Source organism: Streptomyces sp. NPDC052043, from assembly GCF_044548235.1.
Lineage (GTDB): Bacteria > Actinomycetota > Actinomycetes > Streptomycetales > Streptomycetaceae > Streptomyces.
In genome coordinates this window covers 153,258-171,073 of the sequence record NZ_JBIUBT010000002.1, presented here as the reverse complement: position 1 = coordinate 171,073, position 17,816 = coordinate 153,258, and the positions used below count along the sequence as shown (strand labels likewise).

Below are 17,816 nucleotides of genomic sequence, written 5' to 3'. Positions count from 1 at the left end.
GCCGGAACCAGCCGCCGGCCGGCACGGCGGCCACCGCCCCGCGGCCGGCCGCCTCACAGACGCGGATCCACCGGCTCCGACTCCAGCGCGAGCACGCCGAACACCGCCTCGTGCACCCGCCACAGCGGTTCGCCGTCGGCCAGGCGGTCCAGGGCCTCAAGACCGAGGGCGTACTCGCGCACCGCCAGGGAGCGCTTGTGGTTCAGGAAGCGGTGGCGCAGGCGGGCGAGGTTGTCCGGGCGGGTGTACTCGGGACCGTAGATGATCCGCAGGTACTCCCGGCCGCGGCACTTGATGCCGGGCTGCACCAGACGGCCCGTCTCGCCGCGCACCAGCGCGCCCAGCGGCTTGACGACCATGCCCTCGCCGCCGCGGCCGGTCATCTCCAGCCACCAGTCGACGCCCTCCCGCACCGACTCCGGTTCCGCCACGTCGACGTACAGGCGGCGGGTGGTCTGGAGCAGGCCGGTGGCGTCGTGCTCCACGAGTCGGTCGATCAGTGCCAGTTGCCCGTCGTGCGGCAGTCCGGCCAGGCTGCGTCCCTGCACGGCCAGGATCTGGAACGGTGCCAGGCGGACACCGTCCAGACCGTCGGTCGGCCAGCAGTAGCGGCGGTAGGCGGCGGTGAACGCGGCCGCGTCGGCGGCCCGCCCGCGCTGGCGTTCCAGCAGGTCCGTCACGTCGGCACCGCGTGCCGCTGCGCCCTCCAGGGCGGACAGCGCGTCCGGGAACACCGCGCCGGAGGCCGCGCCGACCGCCGCGTACTGCGAGCGCAGCAGCCCGGAGGCCTTCAGCGACCAGGGCATCAGCTCACTGTCGAGCAGCAGCCAGTCGGTGTCCAGCTCCGCCCACAGGCCCGCCTCGGTGAGCGCCGTACGCAGCCGGCCGAGTATCTCCTCGGTGACCGACGGGTCGTCGAAGAAGGGGCGGCCGGTGCGGGTGTAGAGGGACCCGGTCGGGCCTTCCACGCCGAACCGGGCGCGCGCCGCCTCCGCGTCCCGGCAGACCAGGGCCACCGCCCGCGAGCCCATGTGCTTCTCCTCGCACACGACCCGGGCCACCCCGTCCTCCCGGTACTGGGCGAACGCCTCCTGCGGGTGCTCCAGGTAGCCGTCGACCCCGGAGGTCGCCGTCGGCGCCATGGTCGGCGGCAGGTACGGCAGCAGCCGCGGGTCGACCGCGAAGCGGCTCATGACCTCCAGGGCCGCCGCCGCGTTCTCCTCGCGGACCGCGACCCGCCCGGCGTGCCGGGTCTCCACGGCCCGGCGGCCGTGCACGTCACCAAGGTCCAGCGGACGCCCGTCGTGCCCGCCCGGCGCCTCGGTGCGCAGCGGCCTGGCCGGCTCGTACCAGACCCGCTCGGCCGGTACGTCGACCAGTTCCCGCTCCGGCCAGCGCAGCGCGGTCAGCCTGCCGCCGAACACCGCGCCGGTGTCCAGGCAGATCGTGTTGTTGAGCCAGGTGGCCTCCGGGACCGGGGTGTGGCCGTAGACCACGGCCGCCCGGCCGCGGTAGTCCTCCGCCCACGGGTAGCGCACCGGCAGCCCGAACTCGTCCGTCTCCCCGGTGGTGTCGCCGTAGAGCGCGTGCGAGCGCACCCGGCCGGAGGTGCGGCCGTGGTACTTCTCCGGCAGGCCGGCGTGGCTGACCACCAGCCGGCCGCCGTCGAGGACGTAGTGGCTGACCAGGCCGTCGATGAACTCCCGTACCCGCGCCCTGAACTCCTCGCTCTCCCCCTCCATCTGCGCGACGGTCTCGGCGAGTCCGTGGGTGTGCTGGACCTTGCGGCCCTTGAGGTGACGCCCGTACTTGTTCTCGTGGTTGCCCGGCACGCACAGCGCGTCGCCCGCCTCCACCATGGACATCACCCGGCGCAGCACGCCCGGGCTGTCCGGGCCGCGGTCGACCAGGTCGCCGACGAAGACCGCCGTACGGCCCTCGGGGTGCGTTCCGTCGGTGTAGCCCAACTTGGCGAGCATCGCCTCCAGTTCGGCGGAGCAGCCGTGGATGTCGCCGATGATGTCGAACGGGCCGGTGAGGTGGGTGAGGTCGTTGAAGCGCTTCTCCGTGACGACCGACGCGTTCTCGACCTCCTCGGCTCCGCGCAGCACGTGCACCTTGCGGAAACCCTCGCGCTCCAGGTGCCGCAGCGAGCGCCGCAGTTCGCGGGTGTGCCGGCGGATCACCCGGCGGGGCATGCCGGCCCGGTCGGCGCGGGCCGCGTTGCGCTCGGCGCACACCTCCTCCGGCACGTCGAGCACGATGGCGATGGGCAGCACGTCGTGGCTCTTCGCCAGGTCGATCAGCTGCCGCCGGGCGTCCTGCTGCACGCTGGTGGCGTCGACGACGGTACGGCGGCCGGCCGCGAGGCGCTTGCCGGCGATGTAGTGCAGCACGTCGAAGGCGTCGCGGGTGGCGCCCTGGTCGTTCTCGTCGTCGGAGACCAGGCCGCGGCAGAAGTCCGAGGAGAGGACCTCGGTGGGCTTGAAGTGGCGCCGGGCGAAGGTGGACTTGCCCGAGCCGGAGGCGCCGACGAGGACGACCAGGGAGAGGTCGGTCACGGGCAGGACGCGTCCTCGTGTGGTGGGGGTCCGTGTCCCGCCCGGTGTGCCGGTCTGTGTGTCGCTCTGTGTCCCGGCCTGCGTCTCGGTCCGTGTCTCGGTCCGTGTCTCGGTCATGCCGCCTTCGCCTCCTTCTCGCCGTCTCTGCTGTCCTTGGTGGTGCTGAGGGTGAACACGGCCATCTGGGTGGGCGGTCCGACCTCGGGGTCGTCGGGGCCGACGGGGCGGACCTCGACGTCGTAGCCGTGGCGTTCGGCCACGGTGTGCGCCCACCGGCCGAACTGCTCGCGGGTCCACTCGAAGCGGTGGTCGCCGTGCCGGACGTGCCCGGCGGGGAGGGTCTCCCAGCGGACGTTGTACTCGACGTTCGGGGTGGTCACGAGGACGGTGCGGGGGCGGGCCGCGCCGAACACCGCGTACTCCAGGGCGGGCAGCCGGGGCAGGTCGAGGTGCTCGATCACCTCGCTCAGCACAGCGGCGTCGTAGCCCTTCAGCTCCTTGTCGGTGTAGACGAGCGAGCCCTGCCGCAGCGTGACGCGGGCGGCCTGCCGCTCCCCCATCCGGTCCAGTTTCAGCCGCCGGGCGGCGATGGTGAGGGCCCGTACCGACACGTCGACGCCGACGATCTCGGTGAACCGCGCGTCCCGCAGCAGCGCCTGCACCAACTGGCCCTGCCCGCAGCCGAGGTCGAGGACCCGGGCGGCGCCGCGCTCGTGCAGCGCGGCGACGATCGCGTCCCGCCGCCGCACGGCCAGCGGCGTCGGCCTCTCTTCCGCCTCGGTCTCCGCCGCCACGGCGTTGTCGAGCTCCTCGACCCCGCTGTCGTCGGTCTCGGCCAGCCGCACCAGTTCCAGGCGCTCCATCGCCTGCCGGGTCAGCGACCAGCGGCGCGAGAGGTAGCGGCTGGTGATCAGCTTCTGCTCCGGGTGCGCGGGCAGCCAGCCCTCGCCCGCCCGGAGCAGCTTGTCCACCTCGTCCGGGGCGACCCAGTAGTGCTTGGCGTCGTCGAGAACGGGGAGCAGGACGTAGAGGTGGCGCAGAGCCTGGGCCAGGGTGATCGCCTCCGACTCCAGCACGAGCCGCACGTACCGCGAGTCGCCCCACTCGGGGAACTCCGCGTCCAGCGCGACCGGTTCGGCGGTGACCGTCCAACCCAGCGGGGCGAACAGGCGCTGTACGAGGGCGGGGCCGCCGCGGGCCGGAAGCGCCGGTACCTCGATCCGCAACGGGCGGGGCCGTGCCGGGAGTTCGGGGCGCGCGCGGCACACCCCGCGCAGGGCGCTGGAGAAGACGCCGCTCAGCGCCACGGCGAGCAGCGAGGAGGCCGCGTAGGGGCGGTCGTTGACGTACTGCGCGAGCGCCGCGTCGGGGGCGCCGCCGCGTCCCTTGCCCTTGCTCCGCCGGACCAGGGCCACGGTGTCGACCTCGAGCAGCAGCGCCGCCGTGCAGCGCCGATCGTCCGCCTCCGGGTAGAGGACGTGCGCGGTGCCGTGGGAGGTGGAGAACGCCTGGGCGTTGTCCGGGTGCTTGTGCAGCAGGAAACCGAGGTCGGTCGCCGGGTGTTCGGGGGTACCGGTGGTGGTGATGGTCAGGAACATGCGGAGGGCCTCTCCGGCTGGACGGACGGCTGCGGTGCCGGGTACGCCGAAGCCCCCGAGGACGGTGCTCCCGGGGGCTCGGCAGGACGACGCCCTCACCTTCGCACAGGGGGCCGGACCAGCGCCCTCCAATATTCACCGGCCACTTCCCGCGGCCCGGGGCGCTGTTGACGGGATGTCGCCCACGCCGCCGGCCCGACTGACCGCACTGACCGCCGCGGGCGCTAGGACAGCTGCGACTGCACCTGGGTGGAGATCAGTTCCAGGTGGTCCAGGTCGGACAGGTCGAGGACCTGGAGGTAGATCCGGCTCGCGCCGATCGCGGCGTAGCGGCCGATCTTGTCGACGACCTCGGCCGGGGAGCCTGCCAGGCCGTTGGCCTTCAGTTCGTCGACCTCGCGGCCGATCACGGCGGCACGGCGGGCGAGCTCCCGGTCGTCCCGCCCGACGCAGACGACGAGGGCGTTGGAGTACGTCAGGTCGTCGGGGCGTCGGCCGGCCGCCTCCGCGGCGGTCCGGACCCGGCCGAACTGCCGCTCGCTGTCCTCGATCGAGGCGAACGGGACGTTGAACTCGTCGGCGTACTGCGCGGCGAGCCGCGGCGTGCGGGTGGCTCCGAGGCCGCCCACGAGCACCGGGATCTTCGTCTGCGCGGGCTTGGGCAGCGCGGGCGACCCGGTGAGCTCGTAGTAGGTCCCGCGGAAGTCGAAGGTCTTGCCGACCTCGGTCGCCCACATCCCCGTGACGATGGCCAGCTGCTCCTCCAGACGGCCGAACTTCTCCTTCGGGAAGGGGATGCCGTACGCCTGGTGCTCCTCGGCGAACCAACCCGCGCCCAGGCCCAGTTCGACCCGGCCGCCGGACATCCGGTCCACCTGGGCGACCTGGACGGCGAGCACGCCGGGCAGCCGGAAGGTGGCGGCCGTCATCAGCGTGCCGAGCCGGATGCGCCTGGTCTCGCGGGCGAGTCCGGCGAGGGTGATCCAGGCGTCGGTGGGTCCGGGCAGGCCGTCCACGTCGCCCATGTGCAGGAAGTGGTCGGAGCGGAAGAAGGCGTCGAACCCGAGGTCCTCGGTCGCCTTGGCCACGGTGAGCAGGGTGTCGTAGGTCGCGCCCTGCTGGGGCTCGGTGAAGATGCGAAGATCCATGCCCCCATCCTGCACGCCGTCGGACGCGCGGGCGCGGGGGCCTCACCGGGGCCCGCCGCCCTCCCGCCCCCGGTCGGGTGAAATCGCCTCCGGCTCCGGCGGCGCCTCCTCCCGCGCGGCCAGTTTCCGCACCATCTCGCGGATCCGGTCCCGGGATTCGTCCGCCGCGTCGATCGCCTCCATGCACTGCCAGTACATGGCCTCGTCGGCGGCCGAGCTCGCGATGCCGACGAGCGCGATGCCGGCCTCGCCGAGCAGGGCGTCCAGGCTCAGCAACGCCTGCCGGGCGTCGTCCAGTTCGGTGAGCCGAGCCGCCCGTAAGTCCTCCGGTTCGAGGTCCGGCGCGTCGAGGACCCCGCAGCCCCGGCCCGCCAGCTCGGTCAGCCCCAGTGCCTCGCCCCGCAGTTCGGGCGGTCCGGAGACGGCGAGGCGGCTGCCGATCGCCTGCGCCAGGGCATGCGCCTGCCAGACCTCGGCCAGGATGACGGAGGCCTCGCCGCCCCCCGCCAGGGCACGCCTGCTCGCCAGGATGAGCCGCACCGCGTCCATGCGCTGCCCCTGTCTGTCCCGACGTGCTGTTCGCACGTCCGCCCGAACTCCCTTGTTCACTACCCAGAGTGAGGGTGCATGGGGCGAAAAGCCAGAGGAAGACGGAAATCTGCGGACAACAAATCGATTTCGACTGGGTGAACGATTTCGGAGAGTGACGACGGAGGGTAGACTTCGCCCGTCACTCCCCCGATTCCGCCGATTCCCCCGGGCCTCCCGAGTCCGCCGACTCCCCCGGCACCGGAAACCGCCGCTCGTTCCGGTCGATCTTCGCCGCCAGCGCCGCCAGCGGATCGACGCCGAGCACCTCGCACAGTTGCAGCAGATACGCGAGAACGTCCGCGATCTCGTCGCGCACGCGGTGCGCGGTCGTGGGGTCCGCCATGACGCCGACCGACTCCTCCGGAGTCAGCCACTGGAAGATCTCGACCAGTTCGGAGGCCTCCACGCTGAGCGCGGCGACCAGGTTCTTCGGCGTGTGGAACGGCTGCCAGTCGCGCGCCGCGGCGAACTCCGCCAACCGCCGCTGCAATCCCGCCAGATCCGGATGCTCGGATTCCTCAGTCACGCCACCAGGTCTACCATCCACGGCTCCCGCACCTTCGCGGCGCCGGGGCTCACCCGCCCGGAACCGCGGCGCCCGGCACGAGTCCGCCCACCTCGGTGCCGGGCGGCGTGAGCAGGAACACGTTGCGGTCGACGCGGTGCATCCCGCTGCCCAGGCCGAAGACGACGCCGGTGCTGAAGTCCAGGACCCGCTTGGCGACCTCGCCCTCGGCGCCGGTGAGGTCGAGGAGGACCGGGATGCCCGCCATCAGGGTCTCGGCGACGTCACGGGCGTCCGCGAACACGTTGACCCGCAGGACGACGAAGCGGCGGCGCGCCTCCGTCGTCGCCTCCGGGGGCACGCGGTGGTCCACCGCGGACGGCCAGGCGTCGCGGCCCCGCAGCGGAACCACCTGGGCGAGCCCCTCCCACTGCTCATCGGTGACGTCCTGACGGTTCACCGGCTCCCCCCGCCCTGTCTCGCTTCCTTCACGTGCACCAGCCAATTCTTACGCCACGTCACCCTTTCGGCCCAACAGCGACACGGTGCGCGACCAGAGGTCCTGAGAGTGTCCGAAAGGGACATCGCCTCGACCGACAGGATTCGTCCGCAGCGCCCCGCCTGACCGGTTCCTTCCCGAAAGAGGCTTCTTACCGCGTTCACACCGCGCTCTTCACCGCGCGCAGCACGCCGCTCACCAGACCTGATTACCGTCGTATGTCGTGCACTTGGCAGAGCAACAGCTGGAGGCACCCGGTCGGCGGACACTGTCGGTGGTGTCCGCCCCGGAACCGGCCGTACGAGTGCCGAGCCAGGATGTCCGACTGGCGGCGCCCACAAAGGGTTGAGCGCGCGGAGGCCCGCTTCCGGTGGCCTCCGCGCGCGCTCGCGTCGATCGCGAACCGCCGGTGGCGCGGCGGCCGTGGTCCGCCGCGCCACCGGACGACTAACTCGTACTGCAGGAGACCGTCGGCCAGGTCCAGGTGCCGTTGGTCTGGATGGTCACACCCCAGTTGTTGCCGTTGCCGTTGGGCTTGGCGACCAGCACCTGCGAACTGGGGTAGCTCGCGCTGATGTTCCAGGTCGCGATGATCTTCTCCGGCGACGGAACGTTCATCGTCACCGTCCAGTTGCCGGCACCGCTCACCGACACGTTCAGGTTGTAGCGGTCGCTCCACTGCTCAGCCGCGGACAGCGTCGCGGTGCACCCACCGGTGCCACCACCGCCGCCACCGCCGGAGCCGCCTCCGTCGGGGGCCACGGCGCGGCCCGTCTGCGGGGAGATCATGCCGGAGCACAGCCCCTTGGCGGCCAGCGTCTGCGCGATCCGCGGGATCGCGGCGCGCGTGTTGGCGGGCCACTCGTGCATCAGGATGATCTGGCCGTTGCCGAGCCGGGAGACGGCCTGCACGATCGCGTCGGTACTCGCGCCGTTCCAGTCCTGCGAGTCGACGTCCCAGATGATCTCGGTCAGGCCGTACTTGGCCTCCACCGACTTCAGGGTCGCGTTGGTCTCGCCGTAGGGCGGCCGGAACAGCTTGGGCGTGCCGCCGCCCGCGGCGGCGATGGCCTGCTGGGTCCGGGAGAGTTCCGAGTCGATCTGCGCCTGACTCTGCTGGGTCAGGTGCGGGTGGGTGTAGCTGTGGTTGCCGACCCACATGCCGGCGTCCACCTGGGCCCGCACCTGGGCCGGGTAGGAGGCCGCGAACTGGCCCTCGTTGAACATCGTGGCCCGCAGCCCGTTCTGCTTCAGCGCGTTGAGCAGGGCCGGGGTGTTGTCGTTGGACGGACCGTCGTCGAAGGTGAGTCCGACGTAGCCGTTGCAGGTGGCCGCGTACGACGGAGCGGCGTCGACGGCGAGGGAGCCCGCCGCGGCCAGTGCCGCGACGGCCAGTCCCGCGACCACGGACCGCAGTGACGCGAGTGGTCTGGTTCTCATGCGGCGTGGGACCTTTCTGAAGAGGCCTTCGGGGTCGGCGGGGTCAGCTCGCGCTGCAGGAGACCGTCGGCCAGGTCCAGGTGCCGTTGGTCTGGATGGTCACACCCCAGTTGTTGCCGTTGCCGTTGGGCTTGGCGACCAGCACCTGCGAACTGGGGTAGCTCGCGCTGATGTTCCAGGTCGCGATGATCTTCTCCGGCGACGGTACGTTCATCGTCACCGTCCAGTTGCTGGAGCCGCTCACGGAGACGTTGAGGTTGTAGCGGTCGCTCCACTGTTCGGCGGCGGAGAGGGTCGCGGTGCAGCCGCCGCCACCGCCGCCGGTTCCACCACCGGTTCCCCCGCCGTTGCCGCCACCGCCGGAACCGCCGTCGCTCACCGTGACGTTGGAGTTCCCGCTGCTCTGGTAACCCTCGGTCGCGAGGATCATGTAGTTGAAGCTGCCCAGCTTCATGCCCTTGCTCGCCCAGGCGTCGAAGTGGTTGCCGGTGGTGATGGTCCCCCCGGTCTTCTTCGACTGACGGACGCTCCAGTACTGGTCGAAGGTTCGGGTGCCCTCGATGGAGGGGGCGTTGACCCGCGTCGTCTTGTAGATGTCGTAGGTGCCGCCGTCGCTGGTGACGGTGCCCATGAACGTTCCGGTGGGCCGGTAGGTGCCCCAGTTGTCGACGACGTAGTACTCCACGAGCGGGTTGGTGGTCCACCCGTAGAGGGCCAGGTAGGCGTTGCCGGACGGGTTGAAGCTGCCCGAGTAGTTGACCGCCTTGCGTCCGCCGGTGGCCCAGCCCTTGCCGGCCACGAAGTTGCCGACGTTGCTCCACTGGGTGCTGTAGTTGCCGCCGGAGGCCAGGTTCATGGAGACCGAGCCGCCGCCGTCGGTCCAGAACGAGTAGTAGTAACCGTTGTTGGTGCCGGTCTGGTTCGACGTGATGACCGTGTCGGCGCTGGCGGTGCCCGGCAGAGTCATCGCGGCCATGACAACCAGGGCGGCGGAGCAGAGGCTCCGGATGAACCATGTGAAGCGACCGTGTCTGCGGCCGTTCGCCTGGACGAGGGTGTTCATGTCCGTGCTTCCTCCTCGTGAAGGGGTGGGGGGCAGCACGGCAGAACCGCGGGGAACGGCCGGCTGCCAGGAGGTGACGCAGCGGTGAGAAGTGTTGAGCCGGGCCCGTCGGCTGTCAACAGTTTCGGTCGTAATTTCGAAACGTTCGCTCGACACGGAGACCTCGAGGAAGCACATTTTCCCTGTACAGAGCCATAGTTGCCGGAGCCGCCCGGGCATACCCGACTCGACCGCCAAGCCCCAGATCAACTTTAGGCCCGACACCATCGAAAGTTTCGAAAATCTCTCGGGCCCCCCGCGCTCCGGGGCGTCCGGTACGGGCTCCAGGACCCTGGCCCGTACGGTGCCCGAGCCGATCTCCACCAGGACGGTGCGCGCCCCGCCGGGGTCCGGGAGGTGAGCTCCAGCGAGGCGTCCGGTTCGGCCCGGGCCACGGCGGCGCACCACACCGCGACCGTGGCCGGATCCCGGCCGCCGGGCACCTCGACGGGCACGGTCGCGGAGTCTCCGCCCAACGGCCGCCGGCCCGCCGGCCGCGCACCACGCTCGACGGCCGCCCGCCGCAGCGTGTCCAGGTCCGCCGCGTGCACGGTCCGCCCGACCCGGTCCCCGAGCAGGTGTCCCGCGGACAGCCAAACCCGGACCCGCGGTCCCGACCGGGGCCTCAGAAGCCGTTCGGCCCTCGCCGCGCGGGTGGCCAGAACCGTACGGCCGGGCGGGGTCAGGACGTCCTCCCAGCACGGCAAACCGGGCCGCTCCCGGCGGCTGCGCCCCGTCCTAGTGGCCCGCGCCTCGACCCTCGGCGGCCCCCCGCTCGCCCCGGAGGGATGACGCGGCAGGACTCCCGGTTGCAGGGACGGGCCCCCCGGTCGCGACCGCGAGCGCCCGCCGCGGTCGCAGCACTCCCGCCGTCACGGCCGCGACGGCGCAGCAGGCCACGGGGAGGAAGAAGGTCAGGTTCAGCGGGATCAGGCGGGTGAGCCAGCCGATCACGGCCGGTCCCGCGAGCATGCCGAGGTAGCCGAGCCCGGCGACCTTGGAGACGTTGGCACCGGCGGCGTCGGCGTCGACGTGGCCTGCGGCGCTGAAGAGCTGGGGGACGCAGCCGGAGAGGCCGGCACCGAAGAGCGCCCAACCCGCCAGCGCGAGCGGAACCCACGGCGACAGGGCGGCCGCGGTCATGCCGACGGCGGCCACCGCGCCGCCGTGGCGCAGGATCGCGGCGGGGCCGAAGCGGGCCGAGAGGCGGTCGGCGAGGAGGCGGCCGATGGTCATCGTCGCGGCGAACGCGCCGTAGGCGAAGGCCGCGGTGCTGTCGGAGGCGCCGAGGACGGTCCGCAGGTGCAGCACGCTCCAGTCGTTGGCGACCCCCTCGCACAGCATGACCAGCAGCGCGAGGACGGCCAGGATCCAGATGCGGGTGCCCGCCGGGGCCACCTGCCCGGCCGGCCCGCCGGACTCCGACCCGGCCCCGTGCTCGGCTCCGCGCTCGGCTCCGTGCCCGGCTCCCGCTTCCGTGGCCGGCCTCGCGGCGGCGGGCAGCAGCCCCGGGGCGGCGCACACGGAGACCAGCACGCCCAGCACGGCCGCCGCGCCGAGCGTCGCCGCCGGGGTCCAGCCCGCGCTCGCGACGGCGGCACCCGCGAGAGCGGCCACCACGCCACCGACGGAGAACGTGGCGTGGAACGCGGACATCACCGGGCGTCCGTACGCCTTCTCGACCTGGACGGCGTGGGCGTTCATACTCACGTCCAGGCAGCCGTTGCCGAAACCGAGCACGATCAGGGCACAGGCGAGCATCCACGGCTCGGAGGCCAGTCCGGGCAGCGCCAGGGTGGCACTGCACAGCACACCGGAGGCGGGCACGACGATCCGGGTGCCGAGGCGGTCGGCGACCGGTCCTGCCACCTGCATCCCCACGAAGGCGCCCGCCCCGAGCAGGAGCAGGAAGCCGCCCAGGACGGCGTGGCTGACGCCGACGCGGTGCTCGATGGGCGGGATCTGCACGATCCACATCCCCAGCAGGGTCCCGTTGAGGATGAAGTACGCGAAGGTCGCCAGACGTGCGGCGCGCAGGGAGAGCTGCATGGACCGAACGTATCGAACACAAAGCATGTTTGAAAAGCGCCTGTTCTCACAGGGTTTCTGTTTGTCGGCGCATGGTGTTCAATCGCGGGCATGCGGAACACGGGCCGTCTGAGGCAGATCACGGACGCGGTGCGCGAGGCGGGCAGCCTCGGCGTCGGCCAGCTGGCCGAACTCACCGGAGCCTCGGAGATGACCATCCGCCGCGACCTGGAGGCCCTGGCCGCCCAGGGCGTGCTGGAACGCTTCCGGGGCGGCGCCCGCAGCCTGCTGCTGCGCGGCGAGGAGCCCCCCTTCGACCTGCGCGCGCAGGAGGGCGCGGAGGTCAAGCGGCGCATCGGCGCGGACGTGGCCGCGCTGATCGCCGACGGGGAGACGGTGGTCCTCGACAGCGGCACCACCTGCCTGGAGGTGGCCCGTGCGCTGCGCGGCCGGCGGGTGACCGTGATGCCGCTGTCGCTCCAGGCCGTCCAGGCGCTCGCCGACAGTCCCGGGCAGACCACGCTCCTGGTGCCCGGCGGCCGGCCCCGCCCCGGCGAGGGGGGCCTCACCGGACCCCTGACCCTGGCCTCCCTGGCGGCCCTGCGCTTCGACACCGCCGTCATCGGCTGCTGCGGGCTCACGGCACAACAGGGCCTGACCGCCTACGACCTGGACGACGCGGCGGTGAAGCGGGCCGCGATCGACTCCGCCCGGCGGGTGCTCGCCGTGGCCGACGGCAGCAAACTGTCCCGGACGGCGCACGCCTTCGTCGCACCGGTCGCGCGGTTGCACACCCTCGTCACCGACGGTGCCGCGCCACCGGACGCGATCGAGGCGATCCGCGCCGCGGGCACCGCCGTCAACACCGCGCGGTAGGAGTGACGTTGACCAGTCGTGTCCTTCTCGTCTCGCCCGCGACGAGCCCGTCGCTGCGCCAGGCCCGGTTCGACGACGGCGACGCGATCGACGCCGGCGGGGCGGCCGGGGCCCGTTCGGCGGCCGGATCGCTGCCCGCGGCGGCCCGCGTGCTGCTGTCCCCGAGCCGGCGCTGCCGGCAGACGGCCTCGGCGCTCGGCCTCGACGGCGTGGTGGCGGCGGAGTTGGCGGGTCTGGACCCGGGCCGCTGGCGGGGCCGCACCCTGGAGGAGGTGATGGCCACCGAGCCGGAGGCGGTGGGTCGCTGGCTCACCGACCCCGGCTGCGCACCGCACGGCGGGGAGTCGGTGCGGGACGTGTGCGAGCGGGTCGGGCGCTGGCTGGACACCGCACGGGACCTGGACGGCCGTACGCTCGCCGTGGTCGAGCCGGAGGTCGTACGGGCCGCGGTCGTCCAGGTACTGGGGCTGCCCGCGGCGGGCTTCTGGCGGCTGGACGTACCGCCGTTGACGGCCACCGAACTCAGCGGACGGGCCGGTCGCTGGAATCTGCGGCTCGGACAGCCGCTGGCGGCGCGCTGAGGAACGCGACAGGGCCCCCGGACGGTTCCGGAAGGGCCCTGTCGTGTGCCTGTCGTGTCCGGGAGGGTTCAGTGCGCGGCCGGCACCGGCTGCCCGGACGCGGTGGTCGCGGGCCTGGGATGCAGCAGTCGCTCGGCCAACTCGCCGAAGAGCAACCCGAAACCGCCCCACAGGACGGTCTGCATGGCCAGGGCGGAGAGCCGGAACCGCCACAGCACGGCGGCCGGGAAGTCCGCCGGCACCTCGTTGACGACCGGCAGGAAGGCGTACGCGAGGCCGATCACCACGACGAAGGCGGCCACCGCGGCCACCGTCGCGTACCACGTGCCCAGGGCGGGCGCGAGGCGCTTGCCCAGGATGGTGGCGCCGATCGCGAGCAACACGCTGAGCAGCATCATCAGGAAGTACAGGGTCGTCCGCTTGCCGATGGTGTCTTCCTCGCCGACCGCGGGCGGGTTGGCCGGGTACTTCAGGAACGGCACGACGTACACGGCCAGCAGCGCGCAGCCGGACAGCAGCAGCGCGGTCGCCCGCGGGGAGAAGCGGCCCACGCGGCCCAGCGCGAAGCAGAAGGCGAGCGCGGCGATGCCGCCGAAGGCGACCCCGTAGACGAGGACGCCGGTGGCGAGACCGGCGGTGGACTGGAGGGAGCGGGAGACGACTTCCATCTCGTCGTGCGAGTGGGCGTGCGCCTCCTCGAATCCGATCGCCTTGTCGACGAGCGGCTCCCCGAGGAAGTAGGCGACGACGAGGGCGAGCACACCGGCGGCGAGGCCGGCGAGCATGCCCCGCACCAGGAGGTTTCTTACCGTTGCGGAGTTCATGAGCGTGCGGGGTCCCTCGCGTCAGTGGCAGGGGAAGCCGAGCAGGTGGCGGGCGTCGTGCACCCACTCGTGGACGTCCGTGCCGCTGAACACGGAGGTGGCGCCCTGCTCGGCGCCGACGAAGTACAGCAGGACCAGCATGAGAACACCGAAGAAGACCGCCCAGGGAGCTATCGCCTTGAGCGGCAGCGTGGCGGGAATGGCGGGGGTGGCAGTCGGCTGGGCGACGGTCTGCGCCATGGCAGAACCTCCTCTGGGAGTTCGCGTCCCATCTCGGTGGTACACAGGACGACAGCCACGGGTCTGACTCACGAGCGCTTCAGCGGGCGTTCGCATACAGTGGCGCGACCGTGCCGGATTCCCACCGGCTTCCGTCGTACCGTCGTCGATATCGCACAGACGGTATCGCGTGCCGCCCGCCCGGCCAAGACCATGCCCCCGGACGTGATCTCCTCCACCGGCGAACGCGTCGACGAGGACCAGGCCCCGGCCCCCGGCCCCGCTGTGGCAAGATGCGCTCTCGATCCGCACGCACCACCCCGGAGGGACGAGCCCCGTGCTCACGTCGTACGCCGACCATTTCGACACGCCCGCCGAGTACCTGGACTTCGCGCGCTTCGGGCCGCCCTCCCGGGACGCCGTCACGGCCACCGCGCGTGCCCTGGAGGCGTCCGCCCGCGCCGACCACACGACCGTGGACACCCTGATGCGCGCGGAGGACACCGCACGGGAGACGGCCGCCCGCCTCGCGGGGGCCGACGCCCGGCACACCGTGCTGCTCCCGAACGCGTCCACCGGTCTGTTCCACGCCGCGCTCGGCGTACGGGAGGGCGTGGTCCTCGCGCCACGCACCGACTTCCCCGCCAACCACTACCCGTGGCGCCGCGCCGCGGACCTGGGCCGGGCCACGCCGCGCTGGCTCGACCCCGCACCCGGCTCGGGCGTCACCCCCGACCTGGTCCGCGCCGCGCTGAGCGACGACGTCGTGGCCGTGTCGGTCAGCGCCGTGGACTTCCGCACCGGGTTCCGCGCCGACCTGGCGGCGCTGCGCGAGGCGATCGGACCCGACCGGCTGCTGATCGTGGACGCCATCCAGGCGTTCGGGGTCGCCGCCCTGCCCTGGGACGCCGCCGACGTGGTGGTCGCGGGCGGCCAGAAGTGGCTGCGGGCCGGATGGTCGACCGGCTTCGCCACCCTGTCGGACCGCGCCCTGGAATCCCTGGAGCCGGTCCTCACCGGCTGGACGGGCGTCGAGGACGTGGGCCTCTTCGACGGGGCCGAGCATCCGCCGGCCCCGGACGCACGACGGTGGTCGATCACCAACCTGAGCCCGGTGACGGCCGCCGCGTTCGCGGCCGCGCTGGACGTCGTCGAGCGGCACACCGTCGCCGCGATCGAGACCGCGATCGCCACACGGATCGCCGAACTCACCGCGGCCGTCGAGGCGTGCGGCGGCCGCGTCCTGTCCCCCGCCGACCCGGCACGGCGCGCGGGCATCCTCTCCTTCACCATGCCGGACCAGGATCCGTCCGTGGTCGCCAAGGCGCTGCACGCCGAGGGTGTCACCGCGACGGTGCGCGCCGACTCGCTCAGGCTCTCCCCGCACGCCTCGACCCCGCCGGAGGCAACCGAACGGGTCGCCGCCGCACTGTCGTCCCTGAGGGGGTGAACCCCCGGCTCGGCGAACGAGGCGGCGCTGCCGGGAACTTCGGCCCGATTACGGCGGGCCGAGTTCTTTCCCGTGCTCCGGGCCGCGCCGTCACCACTCGTCGTCGTGGCCGTTGAGCACCCTGAAGCTGCCCACGACGCCGTCGTCGCCGAACATCAGACCCCCGTGGACGGTACGGGTCACCACGCCGTTGGTGTCGCCGTGGGGGCCCACGGTGGCGACCGGAGCGCCGTTGTCACAGGTGAAGCCGCGGAAGACCTCGACGGTCTTCCAGCTGTCGTTGAAGACGTTGAAGCTGCTGGAGCCCAGTCCGCTGGCCGCGGTGACGCAGCCGTCGGCGGCGGCGGAGTACGCACGGTCGTTGAAGTAGACCCTCCCCTCGTCCCGATGGCCGCGGTCACGCCCGCCGCCCTCGCGGTCGCGGTCCTCGCCCCCGCGGCCCTCGCCCCCGCGATCCTCGCCCCCGCGGTCCCCGCCCTTCTCCTCGTTCACGCTGCCGGCGACCGGACGGGCCGGGGCGGGGGCGGCCTGTTGGAGGGGCTTGGCCGCCGGCCGGACGGATACGGCCGCCTTGTGAGCAGACGCGGACGCCGGGGCGGATCCGGATGTCATCGCGTAGGTGATACCGCTGGCTGTGAGGAGTGCCGCGCCTACTCCGGCAGCGGCCACAGCAATGGTGCGCGTGCGCATGTCGCTTCTCTCTGTCTCACGGACGTCGGCCGGGCGACCGACCTGCGACGAACGTAACGAGAGCCCCCATTACTGTCATGTCAGATAGGTCCCAGGCGTGACATCGTGAGCCCAGCCAGGCGAAAACACGGCGTGGCGCGTGTCATCCGGGGTTCTCCCCCGTCCGGTCGAACGCTCAGTTCGCCGTCCGGGCACGCGGGGGCGGCAGGCGGAACAGGCCCCTCAGGCTGCGCAGAGCATCGCTGTCGCCGGACGCCGACGCGACACCGCTCTCGATCGCCTCGGCGAGCGTGAGGTCCTGGCCGGTCAGGCGGAGAAACGCCTCCTGACTGATCGTGACGGTCGCGTCGGGATGCTGGGCCGGTCCGTGCAGCGCCTCGATCGTCCCGTCGTCGATCCGGGCGTGGAAGAACTCGTCGTCGACGCGGAACTCGTACACCGCGCGGAGTCCGGCGGCGGCCTCGGCGTCGAAGCAGGCCCGCAGGCCGAGCACGGCCCAGCCCGGATGGAACGTCTCGGTCGCGCGCCGTTCGCCCATCGCCCACTTCAGGCCCCACCGGGCCAGCTCCAGGATCGTCGGGCCGAGTTCCTCGCCGGCCTCGGTGAGGGCGTACGCGGGGGTCCGGGCCGGCGGCGGGAGCGTGATCTTGTGCGCCAGCCCCTCGCGTTCCAGATGCTTCAGGCGGGCGGCCAGCAGTCCGGTGCCGAGGCCGCGCAGGCTGGCCTGCAGGTCGCCGAACCGCTTGGGACCGGTCAGCAGCTCGCGGATCAGCAGCAGCGTCCAGCGCTCGCCGACGAGGTCGAGGGTGCGCGCGGTCGCGCAATACTGGTGGTACGTCCGCTGTTCCACTTCGCCATTCTAAACTTCGCGCTTCCCGTTCCTGAATGAACGAGCCTCCAGAAGCATCCGGGCGAGCGGCTCCGGATCGGTCAGCATCACGTCGTGCGGGCCGTCCAGCCCGCGCGTCCGGTACCCGACGGCCTCGCCGAACCGGTCGAACGGGTAGGTCTGCGGCTCGCAGATGACGGCCGTTCCAGGAATCCGGTCGACGGCCCCGCTCAGGCGGGTGGGCTCGGCGAAGGTGCGCAGTGGCTGGGGGAGCAGGCGCGCGGCCAGCCAGGCCGCGGTGTCGGCGTCGACGATGCCGAACGCCGCCGGGGGCGGGGCCGGGATCCGCCAGCCGTCCCCGAGCGTCTGGGCCGCCGTACGGACCGCGTCGGCGAAGGCGCCGGGGGCCAGGCTGAACATGCTGGCGCCATCGAGCCCCGCCCATCCGTCCACCAGGACGATGTGGCCGACGGCGTCGGGCCGTGCGTCGGCCGCCTCCCGTACGACCAGGCCGGCGTAACTGTGCCCGACCAGCACGAGTGCGCCCTCCTCCTGAACGGCGTCGAGGGCGGCGACGACCGCCTCGGCGTGGTCGTGGAGCCCGTGGTCCCCGACGGTGCTGAGGTCCGGGGTGAGCGTGCGGGCCCCGGCGGCGTGCAGCAGGGGGACGATTCGGTCCCAGGCCCATGGGCCGTGCCAGGCACCGTGCACGAGAACGAACGTGGTCATCGGAGATCCTCCTCGCGAAGCAGCGGCAGAACCCGGTCGGCGAACTCCTCGAGTCCCGCGCCGTGGTCATCGGCCGCCAGACGGATCACGAGGTGGCGGGCGCCGGCCACGGCGCAGCCGTTCAACCAGTCGGCGGCTTGCCGATC

Annotated in this window: 17 protein-coding genes and 1 riboswitch; of the genes, 3 read left to right on the top strand and 14 right to left on the bottom strand. The window is 72.5% G+C overall.

Annotated features, from left to right (window positions below; genetic code table 11):
- Positions 1 to 53: 53 nt before the first annotated feature.
- The 9 genes from ACIHCX_RS05540 to ACIHCX_RS05500 all read right to left on the bottom strand — a co-directional run bounded on the left by ACIHCX_RS05540 (position 54) and on the right by ACIHCX_RS05500 (position 11,493).
- Complete coding sequence (locus ACIHCX_RS05540) at positions 54 to 2,678, bottom strand: polynucleotide kinase-phosphatase (RefSeq protein WP_400026861.1); 2,625 nt, start codon at positions 2,676 to 2,678, stop codon at positions 54 to 56.
- The gene (locus ACIHCX_RS05535; protein WP_400026859.1) at positions 2,675 to 4,159 is read right to left on the bottom strand and encodes a 3' terminal RNA ribose 2'-O-methyltransferase Hen1; all 1,485 of its coding nucleotides are present in this window, start codon (positions 4,157 to 4,159) and stop codon (positions 2,675 to 2,677) included. The genes ACIHCX_RS05540 and ACIHCX_RS05535 overlap by 4 nt, the downstream gene beginning before the upstream one ends.
- Positions 4,160 to 4,383: 224 nt before the next feature.
- Positions 4,384 to 5,307: an LLM class F420-dependent oxidoreductase gene (locus tag ACIHCX_RS05530; protein ID WP_400026857.1), complete on the bottom strand. Its 924-nt coding sequence runs from the start codon at positions 5,305 to 5,307 to the stop codon at positions 4,384 to 4,386.
- Between the two features lie 42 nt (positions 5,308 to 5,349).
- Positions 5,350 to 5,856 carry a DUF6099 family protein gene (locus ACIHCX_RS05525; protein WP_400027689.1) on the bottom strand — a complete coding sequence of 169 codons (507 nt, stop codon included), beginning with the start codon at positions 5,854 to 5,856 and terminating at the stop codon, positions 5,350 to 5,352.
- A gap of 181 nt (positions 5,857 to 6,037) precedes the next feature.
- Positions 6,038 to 6,424, bottom strand: a complete 387-nt coding sequence (locus ACIHCX_RS05520; RefSeq protein ID WP_400026855.1) for a nucleotide pyrophosphohydrolase — start codon at positions 6,422 to 6,424, stop codon at positions 6,038 to 6,040.
- Between the two features lie 49 nt (positions 6,425 to 6,473).
- Positions 6,474 to 6,863 carry a cell division protein SepF gene (locus tag ACIHCX_RS05515; RefSeq protein WP_400026853.1) on the bottom strand — a complete coding sequence of 130 codons (390 nt, stop codon included), beginning with the start codon at positions 6,861 to 6,863 and terminating at the stop codon, positions 6,474 to 6,476.
- Between the two features lie 486 nt (positions 6,864 to 7,349).
- Positions 7,350 to 8,342, bottom strand: coding sequence for a polysaccharide deacetylase family protein (locus ACIHCX_RS05510; RefSeq protein WP_400026851.1), 993 nt, complete (start codon positions 8,340 to 8,342; stop codon positions 7,350 to 7,352).
- Between the two features lie 43 nt (positions 8,343 to 8,385).
- Positions 8,386 to 9,405, bottom strand: a complete 1,020-nt coding sequence (locus ACIHCX_RS05505) for a glycoside hydrolase family 11 protein (protein ID WP_400026849.1) — start codon at positions 9,403 to 9,405, stop codon at positions 8,386 to 8,388.
- A gap of 777 nt (positions 9,406 to 10,182) precedes the next feature.
- On the bottom strand, positions 10,183 to 11,493 hold the full coding sequence (locus tag ACIHCX_RS05500; RefSeq protein WP_400026847.1) for an MFS transporter: 1,311 nt from the start codon (positions 11,491 to 11,493) through the stop codon (positions 10,183 to 10,185).
- A 90-nt stretch (positions 11,494 to 11,583) separates the two neighbouring features.
- On the opposite strand from ACIHCX_RS05500, the gene ACIHCX_RS05495 reads away from it, so the two are divergent.
- Both ACIHCX_RS05495 and ACIHCX_RS05490 read left to right on the top strand, forming a co-directional pair.
- Positions 11,584 to 12,348, top strand: a complete 765-nt coding sequence (locus ACIHCX_RS05495; RefSeq protein WP_400026845.1) for a DeoR/GlpR family DNA-binding transcription regulator — start codon at positions 11,584 to 11,586, stop codon at positions 12,346 to 12,348.
- Positions 12,349 to 12,356: 8 nt separating this feature from the next.
- Positions 12,357 to 12,929 carry a histidine phosphatase family protein gene (locus tag ACIHCX_RS05490; protein WP_400026843.1) on the top strand — a complete coding sequence of 191 codons (573 nt, stop codon included), beginning with the start codon at positions 12,357 to 12,359 and terminating at the stop codon, positions 12,927 to 12,929.
- Positions 12,930 to 12,997: 68 nt separating this feature from the next.
- Here the strand turns inward: ACIHCX_RS05490 and ACIHCX_RS05485 are convergent, their stop codons facing one another.
- Positions 12,998 to 13,753 carry a CbtA family protein gene (locus tag ACIHCX_RS05485; protein ID WP_400026841.1) on the bottom strand — a complete coding sequence of 252 codons (756 nt, stop codon included), beginning with the start codon at positions 13,751 to 13,753 and terminating at the stop codon, positions 12,998 to 13,000.
- Positions 13,754 to 13,774: 21 nt separating this feature from the next.
- The gene (locus tag ACIHCX_RS05480; RefSeq protein ID WP_400026839.1) at positions 13,775 to 13,993 is read right to left on the bottom strand and encodes a CbtB-domain containing protein; all 219 of its coding nucleotides are present in this window, start codon (positions 13,991 to 13,993) and stop codon (positions 13,775 to 13,777) included.
- 36 nt (positions 13,994 to 14,029) lie between these two features.
- A riboswitch (cobalamin riboswitch) is annotated at positions 14,030 to 14,172 on the bottom strand.
- Between the two features lie 137 nt (positions 14,173 to 14,309).
- Here ACIHCX_RS05480 and ACIHCX_RS05475 point away from each other — a divergent pair.
- Positions 14,310 to 15,422, top strand: a complete 1,113-nt coding sequence (locus tag ACIHCX_RS05475) for an aminotransferase class V-fold PLP-dependent enzyme (RefSeq protein WP_400026837.1) — start codon at positions 14,310 to 14,312, stop codon at positions 15,420 to 15,422.
- A gap of 90 nt (positions 15,423 to 15,512) precedes the next feature.
- Here ACIHCX_RS05475 and ACIHCX_RS05470 read toward each other — a convergent pair whose 3' ends face one another.
- The 3 genes from ACIHCX_RS05470 to ACIHCX_RS05460 all read right to left on the bottom strand — a co-directional run bounded on the left by ACIHCX_RS05470 (position 15,513) and on the right by ACIHCX_RS05460 (position 17,670).
- Positions 15,513 to 16,034 carry a hypothetical protein gene (locus ACIHCX_RS05470; RefSeq protein ID WP_400026835.1) on the bottom strand — a complete coding sequence of 174 codons (522 nt, stop codon included), beginning with the start codon at positions 16,032 to 16,034 and terminating at the stop codon, positions 15,513 to 15,515.
- A gap of 253 nt (positions 16,035 to 16,287) precedes the next feature.
- Positions 16,288 to 16,962, bottom strand: coding sequence for a winged helix-turn-helix transcriptional regulator (locus ACIHCX_RS05465; protein ID WP_400026833.1), 675 nt, complete (start codon positions 16,960 to 16,962; stop codon positions 16,288 to 16,290).
- A gap of 9 nt (positions 16,963 to 16,971) precedes the next feature.
- Positions 16,972 to 17,670, bottom strand: a complete 699-nt coding sequence (locus ACIHCX_RS05460; protein ID WP_400026831.1) for an alpha/beta fold hydrolase — start codon at positions 17,668 to 17,670, stop codon at positions 16,972 to 16,974.
- Between the last annotated feature and the right edge of the window lie 146 nt (positions 17,671 to 17,816).